Genomic DNA, 13679 nt, shown 5'->3' with positions numbered 1-13679 from the left:
GAACCGATGGGAACCAAGCAGCGAGCGCAGATCGAGATGACGCCCGAGGAGGTGTCGGCCTACCTTTCCGCCCAGCGCACCGCGACGCTGGTGTCGCTCGGCCCCGGCGGGCATCCGCACGCGGTCGCGATGTGGTTCGCGGTCATCGACGGCGTGCTGTGGTTCGAAACGAAAGCCAAGGCGCAGAAGGCAGTCAATCTCCGCCGCGACCCGCGCGTCACGGTGCTGATCGAGGACGGCCTGACCTACGACGTCCTGCGCGGCGTCTCGCTCGAAGGACGGGCCGAGGTCGTCGACGACCCGGAGGCGCTCTGGGCGGTCGGGGTCAACGTCTGGGAGCGATACCATGGCGAGTACACCGACGAGGTGAAACCGATGGTGGAATTCATGCTCCGCAAACGGGTCGCGATCCGCGTCGACGTCGAGCGAATCCGCTCGTGGGACCACCGCAAGCTCGGGCTGCCCCCGATGCCGCTTGCCGGATCGACCGCCGCGCAACCGCCTGCCCGCTGACGCATTCGCCCCGCCAGGAGGTCACGATGGGACGCTTTTCCCTTCCCGAGCAGGCGCCGAAGGGCCTGGACTCGCCGGTGACGGCGGCGATGATGAAGTACCTGGCCAGAATCCAGACCAAGGTCTTCACCCTGACCGGCGGCCGGATCGGCAGCAAATGGCGCGTGGGAGCCGGCTTCCGCAAGCCGGTGCCGACGCTGCTGCTGGAACACCGCGGCCGCAAGTCCGGCCGGTTGTTCACCACCCCGCTGCTGTACTTGCGTTCGGGCGACGACCTGGTCATCGTCGCGTCGCAGGGCGGCCTGCCGAAGCATCCGCAGTGGTACTTCAACCTGCTCGCGGAGCCGGAAACCCGCGTGCAGCTGAAGGGCCGCCGCGACGTCCCGGTCACGGCGAGGGTCGCGCCGGCGGAAGAGCGGCGCGACCTCTGGCCGCGGCTGGTCGAACTGTACGGCGACTTCGCGAAGTACCAGGAGTGGACCGACCGCGAGATTCCGGTCGTGGTGCTCACGCCTCGCTGACCGCGAGCCTGGCCCGCAGTTTCAGCTCACTGCACCCGGCCGCTGTCGCCGGACGCGTCCTCCTCGTCGTCCGACGGCAGGTGCAGGTCGCCCACGTTGATGTTCACCTCGACCACCTCGAGCCCGGTCATGCCTTCGACCGCGCTGATCACGTTCCGCCGGATCGACCGCGCGACATCCGCGATCGAAACGCCGTACTCCACCACGATCTGCAGGTCCACCGCGGCCTGCTTCTCCCCCACCTCGACCGAAACACCCTGCCCGGCCGACGCCGTCGCACCCGGAATCCGCTCCCGCAGCGCCGAAAACGCCCGAGCCGCACCACCGCCCAGTGCGTGCACCCCGTGGATTTCCCGCGTCGCCAAACCGGCGATCTTCTGCACCACCACGTCCGCGACCGAGGTCGTCCCCTGCGAACTGGTCAGCGGCCCGGCGTTGACCTTCTCCACGTCCTGGGACTTGGCCGCCGCGTCAGTCGTCGAAGCCATCGATTCTCCTCCGGTCGTTTCCCGTTGTTTCAGGTCACCGGGTTCGACTCCGGAACCGCGCGAAACTCACTCCCCGAACGAGTGGCGACGGTCACATCATCGGGTGAGTGACGATTCCGGATCCGCGTTGTCCTTACCCCTGACGCATTCTCGCGTCCGTTGTTCGGCGATGAAGGAGGACATCCATGTCGATGGGCGACAAGATCGGCGCCAAGGCAGACGACTTCGGCGGCAAGGCCAAAGAGGCGGCGGGTTCGCTGACCGGCGACGAGAAACTCGAGAACGAAGGCAAAGCCGACCAGGCGAAGGCCGGGATCAAGGAAGCCGCCGAGAATGTCAAAGACGCTCTCGGCGACGCGGCGGGCAAAGTCAAGAACGCGCTGAAGAAAGACTGACTTTTCTCCTGAGGACGCGGGGTCCCGGCACCATCGCCGAGGCCCCGCGTTCGCTTTTCAGCGCACCTGTTTCAGCAGGTTCTCCACCGCTGTTACAACCACGTCCGGACGGTCGAGCGGGATGTCGTGGGAACTGTGCTCGGCGGTGACCAGAGTCCGGTTCGGCGCGACGTGGGCGAAGTCTTGCTGGGCCTGCCGCCACAACTGGGCGTCCTCCGGAGTCGGAAACGGCGTCTCGGCGGATACGATCACGGCAGCGGGAATGCCGGACGGCCAGGTCAGCTGGTGGTACGCCGCGTGCACCGGTCCGTAACCGTCGGCTTGGGCGAGAAGCTGACGGGTCTGCCGGGTCGAAGGCGCTTTCTTGAGATCTTCGACTTGTTTCTCGTTCAACGCCACCAGCTTCGCCGTCTCGCTCGGGGTGAAGAACTGCGGCAGGTTCGCGTCCACGAGCACTGCCCCCGCTACCCGGTCCGGGTGGCTGCGGGCAAAGGAGAACGCGACTTCGCCCGCCAGTGAATGCGACACCAGGACCACGTTCTTGGTGACGCCCAATTGCGTCAGCCCGGCAGCGAGATCGGCGGCGGCGTTGTCCGCTCGCCACGGGCCGGGCGACTCGTCGCTTTTGCCCTCCCCCGCCCGGTCGTAGGCGATGACCTCGGATCCGGTCCTCGCGGCAAGATCCGGAGCGACCTTGCTCCATTCCGACGAATCCATCCCGCCGCCCGCGTCGAGCACAATCGCGGGCAACCGGCCCGGTGTAACGGAAAACGCCATGGTGCGCCCGTGCACAGGTACCAGGTGCAACTCGGCCGTCGGAGGACCGGCCTCGGCATTGCACGCAGTCAACCCGCTCGCGATGACCATCGAAGCCGCCAGGACGACAACAGGCCGACGGAATCTTCGCCGTCGCACACCAGAATCAGTCACCGAATCCCCTCCGCGCGCCAGGAACGGCACTCCAAAAGTCCTTTATGGACAGAAGCGCCCGATCAATCCCAGCATCGCGAACAACCCGGTCGAGCGCGATACCGCTGCCTACCCGAACGCGGTAGGGCCAACCCCACCCAGCGACGCTCTCAGGAGTGCTCCCCGAAGGAAACCGAACGTTCTCCCGCCGCGGCCCGCCGTTCGGCCAGGTCCTTCTCCACCGCCGGGTAGATCCGCTCCAGCCGGTAGGCCCAGAACAGGACGATCAGCAGCACGAACAACACCATCGGCACGTACACGAACAGCGCGTTGATCGCGGCCAGCGCCGAATCCGGCTGGGTGTGGTTCAAGCCGTTGTACCCCGCCGCGCCCATGACCCAGCCCAGCACCGCCGCGCCCAGGCCGTAGCCGAGTTTCTGGCCCATGCTGCCCGCGCTGTACAGCACGCCTTCCAGCCTGCGGCCGTTCTTCCATTCGCCGTACTCGATGGTGTCGGGGAGCATGCCCCAGATCGCGCCGAAGATCGGGATGCGCCCGATGCCGCGCAGGATCGACCCGGTGACCGCCAGGGTCATGTTCGTCGGGTCGATCGCGATGACCAGCGAACCCGCGACGAAGATCGCCGCGCCGACGATCATCGGCGCGATTTTGCCGAAACGGTGGTACACCGGCTGCATGAACAACATTCCGAGCAAGGCCGGAATGTAGAGCATGAACGACATCAGCGCGGCGAAACCGGCATTGCCGAGGAAGTACTGGGCGAAGTAGGCAGTCGCCCCGGTGTAGAGCGATTCCGCGACGCTGAACACGATGAAGATCGCGAACAGCAGCAGCCAATACCGGTTCCGGGCCGCGAGCTTCAGCGATTCGACGATCCCCGGCTGATCCTTCGGCGGCGCGGTGTCGACGATGCGCTCCCGCGTATTGCGGAAGGTCACGAAGAACAGCACCGCGGCGAGAGCGCCGAAGAGACAGAACGTGATGATCCACGCACGCTGGTCGTCGCCGAGCGCGCTCACCAACGGCAGAGTGAGGACGGTGACGACCAGCGAGCCGAGGGTGGCGCCGAACATCCGGGTGACGTTGAGCCGGGAGCGTTCGGTGAAGTCCCGCGTCATCCGGGTGTTCAGCGTTCCGTACGGGATCACCGCCGCGCTGAGGGCGATGTTCATCAGCGCGTAGGTGATCGCGATGTACACCAGCGTCGGCGTCGCTTCCATGCCCGGCACGGTGAACACCAGGATCAGCGCGATCGCGAACGGCGCGGCGGCCCACAGCACCCAGGGACGCGCCTTGCCCCAGCGGGTCGACGTCCGGTCGACGATCGCGCCCATCCCGACGTCGACCACGCCGTCGAACAGCCGCGCGATGAGCACGATCGTGCCGACCGCCGACGCCGCCGCCCCGATCACGTTGGTGTAGAAGAAAACCACGTAGGTGGCCAGCGCGCCCCAGGCGATGTTCGTGGCCAGGTCGCCGCCTCCGAAGGAGAGACGTTCCTTCCAGCTCACCGTGGCGAATTCTTCGTTGCCTGCGCTCATCGTCGAGCGTCCCTTCGGATCGGGGTGGGGAGAGGGGTCAGTGCCGGGTCGCGGCCAGGAGTTCGTCGGCGAGCGCGGCCAGGTCGAGATCGTTCGCGCGTTCCACCTCGGCGACGGCGGCCTCGTCGATCGCCTCGATCCCCCGGTAGGCGCCGGCGATCGCGGCGGCCATGCAGCCGATGGTGTCGCTGTCGCCGCCCGCGTTGGCCGCCAGCCGCGCGACGCGCACCGGATCTCCGCCCGCGGCAACGAAAAACCCGAGCGCGGCCGGCACTGCTTCCGCGGCGGGCAGGCCGACGCCGATCTCCCCGGCGATCAGGTCGATCGCGTGCTCGTCGTCGCGGGCCGTGATGGCCAGCGCGACCGCACGCTCGATCCGCCGTTCGACCGACGCGCCCGGCACGTCGCGACCCTCGGTCCGGCCGAGCTCGGCACCGGCCCGCGCGCCGTCAACGGCAGCGCGGACGATGTCGACGATCTCCGCGCCAGGAGTGCACGCCCGCGCGACCGCGGCGGCGATGGCCGCGGCGCCCGCGACACCGGGCGGCGTGTTGTGACTGGGCACGCAGGTGGTGAACGCGGTCCGGACAGCCGATTCCGGGTCGCCGTGGTGGAACAGCCCGACCGGCCCGACCCGCATCGCGGCGCCGTTGCTGGCCCCTTGGGTCATGATCGTCCCGGTCCGGCCGACCTCGCGCGGGTCCTCGCCGCGCTCCAGCCGGGCGATGGCCTCCCGGGTGGTCGGCCCGGCGAAATGCGGGAAGTAGTTCTCGTTCTTGGACCATTCGATCAGCAGCCGCGCCATGTCGTCCGGGCTCAGCGCGGCCCCGGTGCGGGCGAGCAGCCGGGTCAGCAGGATCATCTGGCTGGAGTCGTCGGTGATCTGCGCGGCCGCGCGGCCCTTGGCGTAGGGCGCTCCGGGGAGCGGGGCGTGGAACTCGGTGACGTAGCCGCCGAACGCGGCGCGGATCTGGTCCCGGCTCAGTTCCTCGGTCGGCGCGCCCAGCGCGTCGGCCAGGCAGGCCGCGGCGAGACTGCCGTGGATCTTGGAACGCAGCACAGAATTCAACTCGGTTACCTCTCAGTCGTGATGGTGATCAGGTCGTCTGGCCAGTCGCCGCGCCGCGAGCCGGACAGATAGGTGCGGCCGCCGACGGCGGTGACGCAACGGGTCGCCTGGGCCACCGCCCGGCGAAGGCTTTCGCTCGCTTCGGCTCCGGCGAGCAGAGCGCCCAGGAACGCTCCCGCCAGCGCGTCCCCCGCGCCGGTGGTGTCGACGGCGGTCACCTCGCCGTTCAACCGCGCGCGATGGACGACGCCGTTATTGTCCACAGTGGACGCTCCGTGCGCACCCTCGCTGATGACCACGAGTTCCGCACCGAGGTCGATCAGTCGCTGGGCAGCGGCACGCGGGGTGGCGGCGAGTTTGGTCGCCGAGGCGGCGTTGAGGAAGACGATGTCGCTGAGCCCGAGCAACCGCGCGAACTCCGGCTGATCCGGCTCGAACGCGTCCGGTTCGAGGTCGACGGCTACCCGTGCTCCGCGTTCCCGGCCGAGTTCGGCCACGGCCGCGGCCCACTCGAGGTCGTCGGCCAGCGGCGCGACGAGGTCCGCGCCCGCCAGGACCGACGCGTCGATCTCCTCGATCGCCGGAATCTTGATCCCGGTGTCGGCTCCGGTCAGCGCCTTCTCCCCGCTCGCGTCGAGCTGGACGAAACACATCCAGGTCGGATGCGCGAGGTCGCGCAGGGAGTGTTCGAGCGACACCCCGAGCCTGCGGAGTTCGGCCAGCGCGTCGTCGGTGTCCGGTCCCGCTCCGGTCTTCGTGATCAAGTCGACCGCGATCCCGTGCTGCGCGGCCGCGGCGGCGAGGTTGGCGCTCATCCCGCCGCCGTAGACGCCGGACAGGGAGCCGATGGCTTTGTTGTCATTGCCCGCGATGTGCGGGACCCGCACGAAGTAGTCGATGCTCGCGTCCCCCACGACGACGAGCCGCGGCCGGGCGCTCATCGCTCGCTTCTGAGGTCGATGTCGAGGTGATAGCGATCGCCGCGCAGGATGTAGCGGGTGAACTCCAGCGGACGCTGATCCGCGCCGAACGACGTGCGCTCGCGCAGCATCGCCGCGGCCCCCGGCTCGACCCGCAGCCGTTCGGCCTCCGCCTCGGAGAGATTGACGGCGCTGACCCGCTCCCGGGCGTGGGTGGGCTGCGCGTCGCGGCCGGAAAGGAAGGCGTACAGCGAATCCCCGGTGAACTCAGCGAAGTCGATTCCGGGCTGCGGCACCAGATAGTGATCGAGAAAGACGAACGGATCGTCGCCGATCCAGTAACGCCGCTCGATGTGGCTCACCGTGTCGCCGGGTTCGAGGTCGAGCGCCTTGGCGACCGCTTCGGCGGCGGGTTCCTCGGCATTGCCGAGCAACTCCGGCCGGATCGCGAAGCCGCGCTGCCGCAGCTCACGGCCCAGACCGAGCATGGGACTCATCGCCCGGATCTCGTTGGACGCGACGATGCTGCCCCGCCCGTGGAACCGCTCCACGAGGCCGAGCCGCTGCAGCTCCTGGAACGCGCGCCGCACGGACGTCTGGGACACGCCGTACTGCGCCCGGAGCTGACTCTCCGAGGGGAGCCAGTCACCCGGCTTCAGCCTGCCGCTGAGGATGTCGCGCTGGATCTCGCTCTGGATCGTGCGATACAGCGGCGCACGGCTTGGTCGACCGGTCATGCAACTTAGTGTACTAAGTGTGTCAACTAGCCTTCGGGACGCCTCCGCCCGAGGTCCGTGAAGGACTCCCTGAGGGAATCTGACCCCAATACCAGGGGCTTAAGCTGCGCAACCACGCGCGCCGACCGTCCACAAAGGACGCCAGCGCCCGCCGAATTGCCCGATTTGTCGCCAGGTGGCCGGGTCTTGACGTTCGTGAGGGGAACCCTGCGGGACTCTGAGTCCCTCGGGGTTCCCCTCACGAACGCCTGGCCTCGCCCAGATCCTTCGACCTGGGCAAACTGCACCCGCGGCGTCGCCGTAAGCCCCTGGCATTCCCTCAAGGGGCCCCTCACGGAACCAGATTCCCTCAAGGAGTCTTTCACGGACCCGTGCGCAAGCTGAGAGCTACATCGCCGCACTGCCGCGGACTGCGGCGGCCACAGTGCTGTCCGCTCAATTCGCCGAGCCTTTCCCTTGCGCATTACGGCGTTTCCCCCGCACAGTCCACTTCGGAACACCCCCGCTCCGGTATAGTCGGGCCAATGCGAACCCCTCCCTCCCCCGATTCCGGATCCGCGCCGGATCCGGCGCAGGTGCTCGGGGCGCGGGTGCGCGAACTGCGGCGCGGCCGCGGGCTGACGCTCAAGCAGGTCGGCGAGGTTTCCCGCCTGTCGCACGCTTTTCTCAGCCAGTTCGAGCGCGGGCTGGCCGCCGCGAGCGTCAGCACGCTGCAGCGGATCGCGGTCGCGCTGGACACCACCGTGTCGGCCCTTCTCGCCGGGCCCGCGGAGCAGGGCGTCGGATTGCTGCGGGCCGACGAGGGAATGGTGATGCCCGGGGCCGAAATCCCGACCGGTTCCACGGCGCGCGCGCTGTCGCGGGCGGGTTTTCCGGTGCAGCCCATCGAATACACCGGCGGCCCGGCGGAGTTCGGCGAGTATTTCGAGCACGTCGGGCAGGAGATGCTGTACGTCGTCACCGGGCGGATCGAGCTGGATTTCGCCGACGGGCGCCGCGAGCAGCTGGGCGAGGCCGACGTGGCGACCTATCCGGGATCGCGGCCGCATCGCTGGCGCAGGCTGGGCGACGAACCGGTCCGGGTCCTGCTGATCAACGCCGGGGAATGACGGACCGCGCGACCCGGGGAGGGCCGCGCGGTCCGGGAGCCGGTCAGCGCAGCAGCGGCACGACCTGTTCGGTGTAGCGCCGCATCTGCTCGGCGGCCATGTCGTAGGTGTGCCCGGGGAAATGCGGGAACACCACCAGGTGTTCGAGGCCGAGCGTGTCCTTGTGGTGCTGCACGATCTCGGCCACCTCCTCCGGCGTGCCGACCGCCCAGCACTTCTGCCGCGTGGACTGCTCCAGCGTCGGCACCAGCCCGGCCGGCGCGCGGTTGCCGTCGTCGCCCTGGTAGCCGCTGCTCCAGCCGAACGGCGCGAGCAGGTTCCAGAACTCGTCGTGCCCGATCCGCCCGGTGCGCCAGGCCTCTTCGTGAGTGTCGGCGATATGCATGGGCAGCACCAGAATGCGCTTCTCCCCCGGTGCCAGCCCGACGCCGTGGCGCTGTTCGTACAGCTCGGCGTAGCGCTCCCACTGGTCGCGGATGTAGCCGTGGTACTGGTTCCACCACACGCAGCCGTGGCCCACCTCGGCCGCGTAGTCCAAGGTGGGCGGGCTGGTGACCGCCTGCCAGATCTCAACGGGATGCAACGGACCCGGCACGAGCGTCAGCGTGTCCGCCTCGTGGTCGGGGTCGCGGTTGTCCGGCGGCGGAAGTTCGAAGAATTTCCCTTGGTACGAGAAGGTTTCCTGGCTCAACGCCGTGCGCACGATGTCCATGTACTCGGCGAAAACCTCGCGGTTGTGCCCGTCGATGACCTTGCGTTCCTCGGCAGACGACAGCACGCCGATGTCAGCCTGATGCGCGGTGAGGCTGCGCAATTCGCGCGACACCGTGCCCCGGCCGACGCCGAGCACCGCGCGTCCGCCGGAGAGATTGAGCAGGCTGCTGAAGTCCTCGGCCAGCCGCAGCGGATTCCACTGCGGCACGATGCTGAACATCGAACCCAGCTGGATCCGCGAGGTCCGCGCGGCCAGATGCGCCTCGAGCATCATCGCGTTCGGCACGACCTCGTAGCCCTCGTGCTGGAAATGGTGCTCCGCCAGCCAATAGCTGTCGTATCCCAGCTCCTCGGCCAGCACGCCCATCCCGACCAGCCGCTCGTGCGCGTGCCACACCTGCTCGCGGGTCGCGCGGCGCCGCGCGGCCGGCACCGGGTTCCCGGCCAGCACGTCCGGCATCTCGACCGAACCGAAGAAGAACACTCCGTGGCGCACAGGGCCTCCATCCCTCCCGGGCTGGGCCGGGCTGTGAGCAGACGCAAAATGTAACTAATATCAACACTGTGCGGCTCGACCTGCGGAGTGTCAAGCCCAAACAAGCTCTTGACATCTCGGGAAGGCTCAGCGCAGGCTGTGGCAGCCGTGTTACCTATATCAACATGGACGGTGAATCCGCCGCAGGGGGTTCTTCCGCTGGAGGACAGATGGTCAAAGACGCCCACGCAGTCCGCGCACCCGCCGTATCCGTCGAGCACCACGGCATCGAAAGGATCCCCGACGACCAGCGCCACGGTTCGCCGCGCTCCGCGTTTTCCCTGTGGTTCGCGGGAAATCTGCAGTACTCGGCGCTCGCGGTCGGCGCCATTCCCACCGCGTTCCTCGGCCTGGGATTCGGCGAAGCCGTCCTCTCGCTGGCCATCGGCATCCTGATCGGCAGCGTGCTGCTGGGCTTCGCCGCTTCGATGGGGCCGCGCGCCGGGGTGCCGCAGATGATCCAGTCGCGCATTCCGTTCGGCTACTACGGCAATTTCCTGCCGGTGCTGCTCCTGTGCCTGACCGGACTCGGCTACTTCGCGGTGAACACCGTGCTCGGGGCCTACATCGTCCGCGAACTGTTCGGGCTGCCGTTCCTGGTTTCGCTCGTCGCGGTCGCGGCGGTGCAGATCGTCATCGCGATCGTCGGGCACGATCTGGTGCACCAGGCCGAACGTTTCCTCGCGATCGTCGCGTCCGTGCTGTTCGTGATCCTCACCTGGTACGGCCTGGCGAAAGGCAACCTCGCCGCGTCCGGCGACGTCCTGCACCGAGGCGCGGGCGGGGTCGCCGGAGGCATGCTGACCACCGTCGCACTCGCTTCGACCAGGACGTTCGGCTGGTGCATCGGCGGTTCCGACTACACACGCTACCTGCCGCGCGACACGTCACGGCGTCGTGTGCTGGTCGCGGCGTTCTCCGGCGCCTCGCTGGCCGGACTGTGGATGGCGGTCGTCGGGGCCGCGATCGGCACCGTGATCACTGTGGACAGTCCGACCGACCTCGTGGCGAAGCTGATCCCGTCCGGGCTGGCCGCGGTGATCCTGGTGGCGCTGCTGGCGGCCTCGATCTCCGGCAGCGTGCTGGACATCTACACCGCGTCGCTCGGCCTGCTGATGGTGGGTGCACGGGTGCGCCGCTGGATCTCCGCGATCATCATCGGCGTGCTGGGAACCGCGGTGGGGTTCGTCGCCGGGCACAACGCCGGGTCCGTGTTCGGCACCTTCCAGAATTTCCTGTTCCTGATGGGCTATTGGATCGGCCCCTGGCTGGGGATCGTCGTCGTGGACACGCTGGTCTTCGGCCGCCGCGAGCCCGACCCGCAGCGGTATTTCGACCGCACCCGGCGGTTCCGTCCCGGCTTGGCGGCGTTCGTGCTCGCCATCGCGGTCTCGGTGCCGTTCATGGACCAAAGCCTCTACACCGGAGCGTTCGCGGCCCGCTTCCCGCAGTTCGGCGACCTCACCCCGTGGGTCGCGGGCGCGGCGGCCGCCTTGGCCTACTACCTCATCCGACGCTACCGAAAGGCCGACGAGTGAAGAAACAAGCGCTTGGCCCATTGAAGTACGGCACGACGGTCCAGCCCTGGGGAAGAGGAGCCGCGGCGGGCGGCTTCGTCTTCCTCAGCGGAATCGACGGCGTGACCGACGAACACGGCCGGCCCGCCCACGGCGTCGCCGCACAGACCCTGGTCACGCTGAATCGGGTGCACCGGCTGCTCGCCGACGCGGGCGCGGCGTTCGAGGACATCGTGCAGTTCGACCAGTTCCTCGCCGATCCCGCCGACCGCGCGGAGTACATGCGGGTGCGCGATGCCTGGCTGGCCGAGCACGCGCCGAAGCTGCTGTCCGAGCGTTCGTACGCGTCGCTGCTGATCTACCCCGCGCTGGCCACTCCCGAGATGCGAGTGGAAATCCGGGCCGTCGCTTACCTCGGCTCCTGAGCACACTGGAAGGAGAATTCCCGATGGCTTCACGGTTTTTCGCCGAGCTGCGGGCGTCCCAAGTCGAGGCCGCCTGCGGGCCGTCCTCGGTCGCGGTGCTGCCCGTCGGCGCGATCGAACAGCACGGCCCGCACCTCCCGCTGGCCACCGACGCGCTCGTGGCCGAAGCAGTGTCGAAGGAAGTCGTGGCCACCCACGGCGAAGACCTCGATTTGTGGCTGCTGCCGACGATCAGCTACGGCCGGTCCGTCGAACACACCTGGGCGGCGGGCACCCTGTCCCTGTCCACTTCGACCTTCGCCGCGACGCTCAACGACATCGGGCGTTCGGTCGCCGCCGCCGGCATCCGCAGGCTCGTCCTCGTGAACGGGCACGGCGGGAACGTGTCCGAGATCCAGACCGCGCTGCGCGACCTGCGCCTTGCCTACGGTCTCCTGACCTTCGCCGTCAACGTCTTCCTCCCCGAGTCGCACGACCCAGCCTGGGCGGCGAGCGAAAGCGGGCTCGGGATCCACGGCGGGGCCGCGGAAACGTCCCTGGTACTGCACCTGCGACCCGACCTGGTCGACCTCGGTTCCGCGCAACGGCGGATCCCCGCGCAGATGGCCGACAACGTGCACGCGCGGTTCGGCGGCAGCGTCAGTTTCGGCTGGCTGGCCGACGATTTCGGTTCGGAAGGCTACCTCGGGGACCCCACACTGGCCAGTGCCGAGGCGGGCGCGCGCGGCTTCAAGTCGCTCGTCGGCACTCTCGGCGACCAGCTCGCGGAAATCGCGCGCTTCGACTTCCCCGATTCCGCCCGGACGCGCTAGCCCAGTCCCTTCGCCGCAGGAAGCCGGTCCACCATGCACAACCCCCTGATCGTGGGCATCGGCGGCACTGTCCGCCCCGATTCCTCTTCCGAACGAGCGCTGCGCGCGGTGCTCGAAGACGTGCGGGCACACGGGGCCCGCACCGAACTGTTCACCGCACGAGACCTCGGATTCGCCATGTACGAACCGGATCTCGCGCATCGATCCCCGTCCGCGACCGCGTTCCTCGACGCGATCCGCCGCGCCGACGGCGTCCTGATCTCGACACCCGGATACCACGGCGGTTTGTCCGGCCTCCTCAAGAACGCGCTGGACTACCTCCAGGATCTCGCCGAGGACGACCGCCCTTACCTGCACGGACGCGCTGTCGGCTGCATCGTCAGCGCGTACGGGCCACAGGCGGGGGTGACGACGTTGACTTCCCTGCGCTCGACCGTCCACGCCCTGCGCGGCTGGCCGACCCCGCTCGGCGTCGTGGTCGACTCGACCGGCCAGCCGTTCACAGCCGACGGCCGGGTCGCCGACCGGAAACTCGCCGCGCAGCTCGCCACCGTCGCCGAACAGGTCGCGCGGTTCGCGACGGCGGAGATCCGGACCGTCGCGTGACTACGGCTTCGTTCGACGTCCTCCCGCTCGACGCCTTGCTCGCGCCCGGACGGCCGCTCGTGCTCTCCTCCGAGACCGACGCTGCCCTCGTCCTGCCCGCGGCCGAGGCGTCCACGACCGCGCTGGCGTTCGTCGTCCGGCATTCCTCCGGCCTGGTGGGCGTCGCGCTGCCCGGCGACCGGTGCGACACGCTCGAACTCCCGCCCATGCGCCCGAGCTTCCGCCGAGGTCCCGGCTGGTGCGTCGCCGTCGACGCCGCGACCGGCGTCAGCACCGGGATCTCGGCCGCGGACCGGGCGGAGACGATCCGTCGCCTCGGCTGCCGCGACACCCGGCCGGCGGACCTCCACCGCCCAGGGCACGTGCTGCCTTACGCCACCCACCCGAGGGGGATCCGCGGTCGGCTCGCGATCCCCGAGGCGGCCGTCGAACTGTGCCGGCTGACCGGATTGCCCGCGGCGGCGGCCTTTGCCGCGCTGGTCAGCCCATCCGATCCGAGGCGGATGGCTGCGCCGGACGAATCGGCTGCATTCGCCGCCGCGCATGGCTTGCCGGTGCTCGGTATCGCCGCGGTTCTGCAGCCGACTGCCTCTTGCTGACTGGCCCGGGACTGCCGGGATGACCGCCCTGGGTCTGTCGGGGCCGCTCGCCATCGCAGCGCTTTACGCCAGGGCCTCCGACGTCATCCGGGAATTCGGCGTCGCGCTGCTTTCGGCCGGGCCTCGGAGCGCCGTCTCGACGACGTTCCCGCTGGTTTCGCCCGCGTTGCCAACCCTCTCGATAGTCCTTTGTGGACGAATCGCGGACCGGAGTTGCCCTGGCGGCAGCGCTTTTCGCCGACGCCTTC

General features: G+C 68.8%; 16 protein-coding genes. 9 read left to right on the top strand and 7 right to left on the bottom strand.

Annotated features, from left to right (window positions below; all coding sequences use genetic code 11):
* The first annotated feature begins 6 nt into the window (after nucleotides 1-6).
* Nucleotides 7-513 carry a pyridoxamine 5'-phosphate oxidase family protein gene (locus ABD156_RS15935; RefSeq protein ID WP_344273080.1) on the top strand — a complete coding sequence of 169 codons (507 nt, stop codon included), beginning with the start codon at nucleotides 7-9 and terminating at the stop codon, nucleotides 511-513.
* A 26-nt stretch (nucleotides 514-539) separates the two neighbouring features.
* Nucleotides 540-1034, top strand: a complete 495-nt coding sequence (locus ABD156_RS15930; RefSeq protein WP_344273077.1) for a nitroreductase family deazaflavin-dependent oxidoreductase — start codon at nucleotides 540-542, stop codon at nucleotides 1032-1034.
* A gap of 26 nt (nucleotides 1035-1060) precedes the next feature.
* On the opposite strand, the gene ABD156_RS15925 is transcribed toward ABD156_RS15930, so the two are convergent.
* On the bottom strand, nucleotides 1061-1522 hold the full coding sequence (locus ABD156_RS15925) for an Asp23/Gls24 family envelope stress response protein (protein ID WP_344273074.1): 462 nt from the start codon (nucleotides 1520-1522) through the stop codon (nucleotides 1061-1063).
* A gap of 185 nt (nucleotides 1523-1707) precedes the next feature.
* Here ABD156_RS15925 and ABD156_RS15920 point away from each other — a divergent pair, with 185 nt between their 5' ends.
* Nucleotides 1708-1917 carry a CsbD family protein gene (locus tag ABD156_RS15920; protein WP_037812879.1) on the top strand — a complete coding sequence of 70 codons (210 nt, stop codon included), beginning with the start codon at nucleotides 1708-1710 and terminating at the stop codon, nucleotides 1915-1917.
* A gap of 57 nt (nucleotides 1918-1974) precedes the next feature.
* Here the strand turns inward: ABD156_RS15920 and ABD156_RS15915 are convergent, their stop codons facing one another.
* The 5 genes from ABD156_RS15915 to ABD156_RS15895 form a co-directional block, all read right to left on the bottom strand.
* Nucleotides 1975-2694, bottom strand: coding sequence for an alpha/beta fold hydrolase (locus ABD156_RS15915; protein WP_344273063.1), 720 nt, complete (start codon nucleotides 2692-2694; stop codon nucleotides 1975-1977).
* A 302-nt stretch (nucleotides 2695-2996) separates the two neighbouring features.
* Nucleotides 2997-4388 (bottom strand): MFS transporter, encoded by a 1392-nt coding sequence (locus ABD156_RS15910; protein ID WP_344273060.1) that lies wholly within the window; start codon nucleotides 4386-4388, stop codon nucleotides 2997-2999.
* A 37-nt stretch (nucleotides 4389-4425) separates the two neighbouring features.
* On the bottom strand, nucleotides 4426-5448 hold the full coding sequence (locus tag ABD156_RS15905) for an ADP-ribosylglycohydrolase family protein (protein WP_344274466.1): 1023 nt from the start codon (nucleotides 5446-5448) through the stop codon (nucleotides 4426-4428).
* 14 nt (nucleotides 5449-5462) lie between these two features.
* Nucleotides 5463-6398 (bottom strand): carbohydrate kinase family protein, encoded by a 936-nt coding sequence (locus ABD156_RS15900; RefSeq protein WP_344273057.1) that lies wholly within the window; start codon nucleotides 6396-6398, stop codon nucleotides 5463-5465.
* The gene (locus ABD156_RS15895) at nucleotides 6395-7114 is read right to left on the bottom strand and encodes a GntR family transcriptional regulator (protein ID WP_344273053.1); all 720 of its coding nucleotides are present in this window, start codon (nucleotides 7112-7114) and stop codon (nucleotides 6395-6397) included. The genes ABD156_RS15900 and ABD156_RS15895 overlap by 4 nt, the downstream gene beginning before the upstream one ends.
* Nucleotides 7115-7638: 524 nt before the next feature.
* On the opposite strand from ABD156_RS15895, the gene ABD156_RS15890 reads away from it, so the two are divergent.
* Nucleotides 7639-8223, top strand: coding sequence for a helix-turn-helix domain-containing protein (locus ABD156_RS15890; RefSeq protein ID WP_344273050.1), 585 nt, complete (start codon nucleotides 7639-7641; stop codon nucleotides 8221-8223).
* A gap of 43 nt (nucleotides 8224-8266) precedes the next feature.
* On the opposite strand, the gene ABD156_RS15885 is transcribed toward ABD156_RS15890, so the two are convergent.
* Nucleotides 8267-9433 carry an LLM class flavin-dependent oxidoreductase gene (locus tag ABD156_RS15885; RefSeq protein ID WP_344273048.1) on the bottom strand — a complete coding sequence of 389 codons (1167 nt, stop codon included), beginning with the start codon at nucleotides 9431-9433 and terminating at the stop codon, nucleotides 8267-8269.
* Between the two features lie 209 nt (nucleotides 9434-9642).
* Between ABD156_RS15885 and ABD156_RS15880 the strand changes: the two genes are divergently transcribed.
* The 5 genes from ABD156_RS15880 to ABD156_RS15860 are packed head-to-tail and all read left to right on the top strand — an operon-like array spanning nucleotide 9643 to nucleotide 13431.
* Nucleotides 9643-11010 carry a purine-cytosine permease family protein gene (locus ABD156_RS15880; protein WP_344273045.1) on the top strand — a complete coding sequence of 456 codons (1368 nt, stop codon included), beginning with the start codon at nucleotides 9643-9645 and terminating at the stop codon, nucleotides 11008-11010.
* Nucleotides 11007-11414, top strand: a complete 408-nt coding sequence (locus tag ABD156_RS15875; protein ID WP_344273042.1) for a RidA family protein — start codon at nucleotides 11007-11009, stop codon at nucleotides 11412-11414. Before ABD156_RS15880 ends, ABD156_RS15875 begins: the two co-directional genes overlap by 4 nt.
* Before the next feature lie 23 nt (nucleotides 11415-11437).
* On the top strand, nucleotides 11438-12226 hold the full coding sequence (locus ABD156_RS15870) for a creatininase family protein (protein WP_344273039.1): 789 nt from the start codon (nucleotides 11438-11440) through the stop codon (nucleotides 12224-12226).
* Between the two features lie 33 nt (nucleotides 12227-12259).
* Nucleotides 12260-12832, top strand: coding sequence for an NADPH-dependent FMN reductase (locus tag ABD156_RS15865; RefSeq protein WP_344273036.1), 573 nt, complete (start codon nucleotides 12260-12262; stop codon nucleotides 12830-12832).
* Nucleotides 12829-13431 carry a 3,4-dihydroxy-2-butanone-4-phosphate synthase gene (locus tag ABD156_RS15860; RefSeq protein ID WP_344273033.1) on the top strand — a complete coding sequence of 201 codons (603 nt, stop codon included), beginning with the start codon at nucleotides 12829-12831 and terminating at the stop codon, nucleotides 13429-13431. Before ABD156_RS15865 ends, ABD156_RS15860 begins: the two co-directional genes overlap by 4 nt.
* Nucleotides 13432-13679 lie beyond the last annotated feature (248 nt).

The organism is Amycolatopsis albidoflavus (assembly GCF_039525725.1).
GTDB classification, from domain to species: domain Bacteria; phylum Actinomycetota; class Actinomycetes; order Mycobacteriales; family Pseudonocardiaceae; genus Amycolatopsis; species Amycolatopsis albidoflava.
Note: the sequence above shows the minus strand (reverse complement) of the source record. Positions and strands in the feature narration are given on the sequence as shown.

Bases quoted from the DNA above. Each gene is read 5' to 3' on its own strand.
- ABD156_RS15935 (WP_344273080.1), top strand. From the start codon at position 7: ATGGGAACCAAGCAGCGAGCGCAGATCGAGATGACGCCCGAGGAGGTG.
- ABD156_RS15930 (WP_344273077.1), top strand. From the start codon at position 540: ATGGGACGCTTTTCCCTTCCCGAGCAGGCGCCGAAGGGCCTGGACTCG.
- ABD156_RS15925 (WP_344273074.1), bottom strand. From the start codon at position 1,522: ATGGCTTCGACGACTGACGCGGCGGCCAAGTCCCAGGACGTGGAGAAG.
- ABD156_RS15920 (WP_037812879.1), top strand. From the start codon at position 1,708: ATGTCGATGGGCGACAAGATCGGCGCCAAGGCAGACGACTTCGGCGGC.
- ABD156_RS15915 (WP_344273063.1), bottom strand. From the start codon at position 2,694: ATGGCGTTTTCCGTTACACCGGGCCGGTTGCCCGCGATTGTGCTCGAC.
- ABD156_RS15910 (WP_344273060.1), bottom strand. From the start codon at position 4,388: ATGAGCGCAGGCAACGAAGAATTCGCCACGGTGAGCTGGAAGGAACGT.
- ABD156_RS15900 (WP_344273057.1), bottom strand. From the start codon at position 6,398: ATGAGCGCCCGGCCGCGGCTCGTCGTCGTGGGGGACGCGAGCATCGAC.
- ABD156_RS15895 (WP_344273053.1), bottom strand. From the start codon at position 7,114: ATGACCGGTCGACCAAGCCGTGCGCCGCTGTATCGCACGATCCAGAGC.
- ABD156_RS15890 (WP_344273050.1), top strand. From the start codon at position 7,639: ATGCGAACCCCTCCCTCCCCCGATTCCGGATCCGCGCCGGATCCGGCG.
- ABD156_RS15880 (WP_344273045.1), top strand. From the start codon at position 9,643: ATGGTCAAAGACGCCCACGCAGTCCGCGCACCCGCCGTATCCGTCGAG.
- ABD156_RS15870 (WP_344273039.1), top strand. From the start codon at position 11,438: ATGGCTTCACGGTTTTTCGCCGAGCTGCGGGCGTCCCAAGTCGAGGCC.
- ABD156_RS15865 (WP_344273036.1), top strand. From the start codon at position 12,260: ATGCACAACCCCCTGATCGTGGGCATCGGCGGCACTGTCCGCCCCGAT.